The sequence below is a fragment of the Bradyrhizobium sp. genome (genome assembly GCF_019242285.1).
In the GTDB taxonomy this organism is placed as follows: domain Bacteria; phylum Pseudomonadota; class Alphaproteobacteria; order Rhizobiales; family Xanthobacteraceae; genus Bradyrhizobium.
The window spans coordinates 1-6,905 of sequence record NZ_JAFAVV010000750.1; the positions used below are offsets into that span (position 1 = coordinate 1).

Consider the following 6,905-nt stretch of genomic DNA (forward strand, 5'->3'; position numbering starts at 1 on the left):
GAAAGCAACCCATATCGATTTTGATATATACCGATACGATACTAGCACTGGTCCTTTATGAAGCAATGCCGATATGTAGCGCCTGCTTGACGCAGCCGGATCAACGCAGAGTGAGCCGTAACTTCGACTGGGCTCATGTCACGAGTAACACGGGTAGTTCGCAGCGCTCCGTGCGCCGACCGGAGGAGGGAAAGATGCAAAGACGCACAGTCCTGACCGCGATGGTAGTCACGGCCGCCGGGCTCCGCGTGGCATCATCGCTGCAGCGTGTCGACGCCGCGGAGCCTGTCAACCCCGGAAGAACCGTCATGGACATCAACCAAGCCGTCGTGAACTACATCGCGATTTGGAACGAGCGCGACGCCGAGCGGCGTCGTGCCCTGATCGCCCAGACCTGGAGCGAGGACGGCAGCTACGTCGGCCCCTCGCGCGATGGCGTCGGCCACGACGCTATCGATGCCATGATCGCTAATGCCCAGCAGCGGTCGGTGCTGCCGCTCGCCCAGGGGCAGTCACCGGGGTGGCGGATGAGCTTGGCGAGCGGCATCGACACGCACCACAACTACGTGCGCTTCAGCTGGACTGTCGGCGGCACGGCCGATGCGCCGCTCTATACCAAGGGCACCGTCTTTGCCATCCTCGCCGCCGACGGAAGGCTCAAATCGGTGATCGGCTTCACCGACGCGGGTCCCGCCCGGGCGCCGAAGTAGCGGGGGCGCATTGGTCCAGGAAGAACAGACAAGTCGCGTGTCGCCAGGTAAGGCCGCTCGATGGCATTTATCGAGTCGCGCGATGGCGTGGAAGCCCCTGGAGGCTGTCAAGAGCTGACGGCACACCCAAGCGCCGTCCGCGAAAAGTGTGGTAACTGATCACAGAGAGCATTAGTCCTGGGAACGGGTGGCTTTGCAGACTAACTGGTTCAAGGAAAAACCAATGGCGGAAGTTGCTATCCAGGGCGCCGGCATAGCCGGCTGTGCGCTTGCCTTGCTTCTGGCAAGGCAGGACCACACGGTGACTGTCTTCGAGCGCGCACGGTTCCTCCGCAGCGGAGGACAAGCGGTCGACGTGAGGGGCGCAGCCTTGAAGGTGATAGAGGAGTTGAAGCTAGTCGAGGAAGTGCGCGCCTGCCGAACTCATTTTCGCGGCATGTCCGTCTGTGACGAGCATGACAACGAACTCGAGCGAACGACCGAGCGTACCCTGAGCGGTGGCCGCTTTAACAGCGACGACATAGAACTTTTCCGGGATGATCTCTCGCGGATCCTGTTCTCCGCCGGTTCGGACTTCGTGACCTATGTTTTTGGGGACGAGGTCGTGTCCGCCCGTCAGCAGAGCGATTGCGTCAGTGTAGAACTGCGGAACGGGGGAGAGCGAAGCTTCGACCTGCTCGTCGGCGCCGACGGTCTCCATTCCGGCATCCGTCGCCTGGCCTTCGGCCGGGACGAGGAGTATGTCCACCGTACCGGAATTTATGCTGGGATCTATTCGACGTCCAACAGCATTGGCCTCGATGCCTGGCAGCTCGTTTTCCGCACGCCCGAGCGGGGCATCATTGTCTATCCCGATCGATCCAACGATCAACTTCGCGTGGCGCTTTACTTCGCCGACGGAGAAGCGGAGCCGCCATTGCAAGATACCGTCGCTCAGAAGTGCGCGTTGAAGGCCCCGTTCGGCGACGTCGGGGGACGCTTCCGAACGCTGGTAGCGGAACTCGACCGGGCGGATGACCTCTACGCTAGCGAAATGGCGCAGGTGCGCATGCAGCGGTGGTCGGATGGGCGGATCGTGCTCGCCGGGGACGCCGCCTACTGTCCCTCGCCACTTACCGGCCAGGGCACCAGTCTGGCGCTGGTTGGCGCGTACGTCCTTGCCGAGGAGATCGCCCGATCGACTGGTGACCTGGCTGACGCCGTCGAGAGCCATGAACGACGATTGCGGCCATTCGTCGAGGCGAACCTGGCCATAGACCTGCGTACTGGAAAGGGCATAGACGACGCAAAGAACGCAATCGCGATCTGATCATCGATTAAATGGGGCTCTCGCCCCGTTTGAGTCAGTTGGATGCACCGTCACCGCAATCGAGCGCCGATCAATCGGGACGTTCGCGCAGTTTTCTGCGAATTTCCGCCCGATCGAAAGTCTCGAGCTCTGTGCGATAGACGGAGTTGGGCGTGGGTTCGGGACTGACGAGAATGAGGAAGTCCGGGAGCGCGTGAGCTGCCGGCCGACCAGTCTCATCCTTGGCGCCGGGCTCGTCGTCCCAGTTCAGCATGTGGATGGTGACCTGGTAACGACCGGGTGCAATCGCCATGACCCCGGAAGGAGGCGGGTCGCGGCCGATGCCTTCGAGGCCGCTGACACAGATTTCACCGTCGGACACATAGAGATAAGGTTCGGACGATGCGAAAAGATACCGAGCCTCCCGTTCACTCAATTTGGGACCGGCAAGCGGTTCAATTCGCGCGGTGATGCCAGCCGCGAAGTCGCGGCCAATGTTGATCGGAACGAGATGTCCGGCGCGGACGTGTTGCAGAATGTCCTCGTTCTTGAGCAACTCGCGCTCCCAGGCGTCGTAATCCACGATCGTGGAGAATTGCGTGGGATTCCATAGCGCCAACATGCCCGCATCGGTTCTCCCGACAAACGAACGGGACGTGGGCGCAGCTGCCGGAACCTCCTCCATGGGCACTCCTGCGGGAGCGGGACGGCGCGCCATCCTCGCACCCCTCAATGCAGCTCCACGACCGCGCGCCGCTTCAGATTCTCGGCCAGCCAGCGCACGTCCCAGTTGGTGAGACGCACGCAGCCATGCGACTCGGTCTTGCCGACCTTCGAGGGCTCCGGCGTGCCATGGATGCCATAGCCCTGCCCGATCGACAGGCCGATCCAGTAGACGCCGACCGGATTGTTCGGCCCGCCCTGGATCTCGAACGGCTGATGCGTCTTGACGCCCTTGAACCCGTAATCGGGATTGTAGCGGTAGGTCGGGTTGGGGTCCGACGAGGTCACCTTGTACGTGCCATCGGGCGTCGGCCGCTCGTCGCTGCCGACGGTCGCGGGCACGAAGGCGACGAGCTTGCCGTCCGCATCATAGGCTTCGATCGCTTCCTTTTCCTTGTCGACCTTGAGCCGGGCGATCGTCGGGCGCTTGCCTTTCTCCTGCTGCGTCACGTTCGTCACCACGATCTCGTCATCGGCCTTGTCGAAGGTTTTCTTCGGATTGAGCTCCGACAACAGCTCCTCGCTGATGTGGAATTTCTCGGCGAGCGCCTCGCGCGGGCTGCGATAGCTCAGCGCCGGCAGCGATTTCATGTCCTCCATCTTGGCCGGGATCTGCGGCAGGAACGGCCCTTTCACGTCCTGCTTCGTGATCTTGTAGGTGACGATCTCGGGCCCCTGGTCCTGCGAGGTCAGCGCATTCCAGATCTCCTGGGTCATCTTGTCCTGCCAGGCGAGCCCCTTGGATTTCGCGAAGGCTTCCGCCGCCTTGCGCGCGTTGTCGCCGAACTTGCCGTCGATCTCGCCCGGCGAGAAATGCGCGCGATCGAGCAGCACCTGCAGCTTGATCACGGACGGGTCGATCCGGTCCTCGTGAAAGGCGCGCTGGCGGAAGTCGGCCTTGTTGACGGCATCGGCCGTCAGCTCCGCGGCCGACGCCGACATGGCCGAGGTCATGGTGAGAAGAAGCGATATGAGAATCCGGCGCATGCTGCTAGCCTGGGTTTCGAACGGACCTGGTTCTGCAGCATCAACGTGATGATAGGTCGAAAGTTCGGCGGCGGACGGCGGCGGCGGAAATTTTTCCGTCGACGTGACGCAGTCCGTAGGACGCCCTAAAGGGTACAGGGCGGATTAGCCGAAGGCATAATCCGCCACTCCCAACCCGACGAGGTCACGGCGGCTTACGCTTCGCCAACCCGCGCTGCGACTCGCCTCAAACCGCGACGAACGCGGCCATATCCTGATGCAGTTGCTCGATCCGCGTATAGATCAGGCCGTGCGGCGCACCTTCGTAGACCACAAGACGGGCGTTCTTCATCAGCGCCGCCGTCCGGCGTCCGCTGATGTCGAGCGGCACCGAAACGTCCTTGTCGCCCTGGATGACCAGCGTCGGCAGTTCGAGCTGCGGCAGCTCGCCGCGGAAATCCGCGGTCGACAGCGCCTGGTTGCAATCCATCGTCGCCTGCAGCGAGGTCTGGAACATCATGGCCATGATCCAGTCGATCATGCGATCGGACGTACCCGGCTCGACGAAGGGACGGATGTTCGCGCCGACCAGTCCCGGAAAGTCCTTCACCAAGGCCGCCCGCATCCCTTGCGTGACGGCCGGATCGACACCTTGCGGATTATCGGCCGTTCTCGGCAGATACGGCGTGGTCGGGGCAATCAGGACGAGACGGCGCACCCGCCCGCTCCCATGCCTGGTGAGATAGCGCACGCATTCGGCGCCGCCCATCGAATGCCCGACCAGCACGAAGTCGTGCAGATCGTAGTGCTCGATCACCGCCGCGACGTCGTCGGCGAGCGTATCCATGTCGTAGCCGCCACCGGGATCGTCCGAGCGTCCGTGGCCGCGGCGGTCGAAGGCGACGCAGCGAAAGCCGGCATCGCACAACCGGATCATCTGGTACTGCCAGGCCTGCGAGTTGAGCCATAGCCCGCTGACGAACAGGATCGCAGGCCCGCGTCCCCAATCGCGGCTGAACAGCCGCGTGCCGTCTTTTGCCGCCACGAAGCGCGACCGGGACGCGGGGCTTTCCGCCGCGTTCGATGCGCCAATCCCGACACCGGCCGCCGCCGCCAAGGTCAGCATGGATCGTCGATTCATCACGGTCCTCCCACATTGCGCGGGAAGATTAGGATCGCACGGGGTCGCGGCTCAATTACCTCACAGGTAAGACTCGCAAGCCGACGCTGGCTCGGGCCCGTAGGGTGGGCAAAGCGACACGTCCGCGATGGCTCAACGGGCGAAGGCGTAAGCGTGCCCACCCTCTCGCGGCGCGTTTGCTGAAAGACGGTGGGCACGCCTCGCCCGCGCTGTCGCGCGCCGGCGAAGCTTAGTCGTACTACTCCACGCCAACCTCGACGGCGCCGAGGCCTTCGAACGCGAAACGATAGCTCGCCGGCTCGGTGGGAAACACCGTCTTCATCACGCTGCCGGTCATCACGACCTGGCCGGCCTTCAGCGCTTCTCCGCGCGTGGCGAGGTGGGCTGCGAGCCAGGCCACCGAATTGAAGGGATGGCCGAGAATGTCGCGGCCATGGCCCTCGCCGATCGGCGCGCCGTCCCTGGCCGCCTTGCCCAGCACCGCCTCCAGATCCGGCCACGGCGCAGCAAACTCTGAAACCACGATGCCGCCGTTCCAGGAATTGTCGGCGACCAGCGAGCGCACGTCGAGATTGGTGTAGTCGGCGCCGCGGTCGTCGACCAGTTCGATCGCCGCGCCGACGCCGCCGATGTGAGGCGCGATCGCCGCCGCGGTCAGCGGCGTCGTGCTCGCGGGCACGTCCGAGGCGATGCGGACCGCGATCTCGAATTCGAGGCCGAGCCGGCCGAAATCGGTGCGGCGGATGCGCGCGCCCGTGCGATGCACGCGGCTTGCCAGCACCACGCCGGCGATCGGATGATCGATGCCGCAGAAGACCTGCATCGGCTTCGAGGTCAATCCGACCTTGTAGCCTGCGGCCTCGCCATACGCGGCACGCAGCAGCGCGACATGGCGATCCTGGACGTCATAGGCGTCCGAGATCGAGGCAAGGCCGTCCTGCGTGATGAACGCCGCGTTGGCCACATGCTCGGCGAACAACAGGTCGGCCATGCGTTGGGCCGCTGTTTCCTCCATCGTATCCTCCCGTTCTCGTTTGATGCCGATCGAGCGATCCGGATATCCTACATCACGACCGGCTTGTCCGGCAGCTCGTTGCGGGCGGGGCCGTGCGGCGGAAACCAGGTCGCAAGCTCGTTCGACACCGCCGCGATGCCCTTGAGCACGCCGGCCTCGAACCGGCCTGCGGTGAAATCGGCTTCCATGTCGCGGCAGATGTTCTCCCAGCCCGGCGCGCCGACCTGCGCATCGATGCCGCGGTCGGCGATGATCTCGACCTTCCGGTCGGCGAGCAGGAGATAGATCAGCACGCCGTTGTTGTGGGCGGTGTCCCAGATGCGCAAATGCGAGAAGACGTCGAGTGCGCGCTCCCGCGCCGATTCATCGCGCAACAACGGAGTGCCGTCCAGCGCGCCTTCGACCACGAAGCGGACCTGACCGGAATGCGTGGCTTCGCCCGCGCTGATGGCCTGCTCGATCCGGTCGAGCACCGGACGCGTGAAAATGCGCCGCACCCGCCAATGGTGCTCGACCAGATGCCTAGCGATGCGCGCGATCCTCATTACCAGCTCCCCGAAGCGCCGCCGCCACCAAAGCTGCCCCCGCCGCCGGAGAAGCCGCCACCGCTCGAGCCGCTGCTTCCGCCGGACCAGCCCCCACCATAGCCGCCGCGGCCGAGACCGGTCGATGTGCCACCGCCGCCGAACATCACGAGCATGAAGGCGAGGACGGCGATCAGCAGCGCCGCCAGCAGCGATCCCAGCACGGCCCAGGCGAGCACGCCAACGACGGTCGCGGCCGCGACCGAGCCGACCAAGCGCCCGAGCAGCGCGCGCAGAATGCCGCCGGCCACGATGCCGCCGAACAGGAAGAAGGCCGCCGACGTGCCGAAATTGTTCCAATCGAAATCCCGCCCGTGGGTCGCCTCGGGCGCCGGCAGCGGCAACGGCTCGCCGTCGATCACGCCGATGATGCGGGTCAGGCCCGCGTCGATGCCGCCGGCGAAATCGCCGCTTCTGAAGCGCGGCGCGATCACCTCGTCGATGATGCGGCGCGCGGTGACGTCGGTCAGCGCACCCT

8 protein-coding genes are annotated in these 6,905 nt (G+C 64.5%); 2 read left to right on the forward strand and 6 right to left on the reverse strand.

The annotated features are described in order from the left end of the window. Nucleotides 1-308 precede the first annotated feature (308 nt). On the forward strand, nt 309-710 hold the full coding sequence (locus tag JOY90_RS30805; RefSeq protein ID WP_291694871.1) for a nuclear transport factor 2 family protein: 402 nt from the start codon (nt 309-311) through the stop codon (nt 708-710). Between the two features lie 223 nt (nt 711-933). Next, entirely contained in the window at nt 934-2,019 is a 1,086-nt protein-coding gene (locus tag JOY90_RS30810) for an FAD-dependent monooxygenase (protein WP_291694872.1), read from the forward strand. Nucleotides 2,020-2,089: 70 nt separating this feature from the next. On the opposite strand, the gene JOY90_RS30815 is transcribed toward JOY90_RS30810, so the two are convergent. The 6 genes from JOY90_RS30815 to JOY90_RS30840 all read right to left on the reverse strand — a co-directional run. Further along, nucleotides 2,090-2,683 (reverse strand): hypothetical protein, encoded by a 594-nt coding sequence (locus JOY90_RS30815; RefSeq protein WP_291694873.1) that lies wholly within the window; start codon nt 2,681-2,683, stop codon nt 2,090-2,092. A 44-nt stretch (nt 2,684-2,727) separates the two neighbouring features. Further along, a complete protein-coding gene (locus tag JOY90_RS30820; RefSeq protein WP_291694874.1) occupies nt 2,728-3,708 on the reverse strand; it encodes a L,D-transpeptidase family protein in 981 nt (326 codons plus the stop codon). Between the two features lie 226 nt (nt 3,709-3,934). Continuing rightward, a complete protein-coding gene (locus tag JOY90_RS30825; protein WP_291694875.1) occupies nt 3,935-4,828 on the reverse strand; it encodes an alpha/beta hydrolase in 894 nt (297 codons plus the stop codon). A 238-nt stretch (nt 4,829-5,066) separates the two neighbouring features. Continuing rightward, entirely contained in the window at nt 5,067-5,843 is a 777-nt protein-coding gene (locus JOY90_RS30830) for a fumarylacetoacetate hydrolase family protein (protein WP_291694876.1), read from the reverse strand. Between the two features lie 47 nt (nt 5,844-5,890). After that, entirely contained in the window at nt 5,891-6,388 is a 498-nt protein-coding gene (locus tag JOY90_RS30835) for a TPM domain-containing protein (protein ID WP_291694877.1), read from the reverse strand. Then, nucleotides 6,388-6,905: YgcG family protein (locus JOY90_RS30840; RefSeq protein WP_291694878.1), on the reverse strand; the 518-nt coding region annotated here is incomplete at its 5' end. The genes JOY90_RS30835 and JOY90_RS30840, both read right to left, overlap by 1 nt.

Coding starts and splice junctions, on each gene's coding strand:
- JOY90_RS30805 (WP_291694871.1), top strand. CDS start 309: ATGGACATCAACCAAGCCGTCGTGAACTACATCGCGATTTGGAACGAG.
- JOY90_RS30810 (WP_291694872.1), top strand. CDS start 934: ATGGCGGAAGTTGCTATCCAGGGCGCCGGCATAGCCGGCTGTGCGCTT.
- JOY90_RS30815 (WP_291694873.1), bottom strand. CDS start 2,683: ATGGAGGAGGTTCCGGCAGCTGCGCCCACGTCCCGTTCGTTTGTCGGG.
- JOY90_RS30820 (WP_291694874.1), bottom strand. CDS start 3,708: ATGCGCCGGATTCTCATATCGCTTCTTCTCACCATGACCTCGGCCATG.
- JOY90_RS30825 (WP_291694875.1), bottom strand. CDS start 4,828: ATGAATCGACGATCCATGCTGACCTTGGCGGCGGCGGCCGGTGTCGGG.
- JOY90_RS30830 (WP_291694876.1), bottom strand. CDS start 5,843: ATGGAGGAAACAGCGGCCCAACGCATGGCCGACCTGTTGTTCGCCGAG.
- JOY90_RS30835 (WP_291694877.1), bottom strand. CDS start 6,388: ATGAGGATCGCGCGCATCGCTAGGCATCTGGTCGAGCACCATTGGCGG.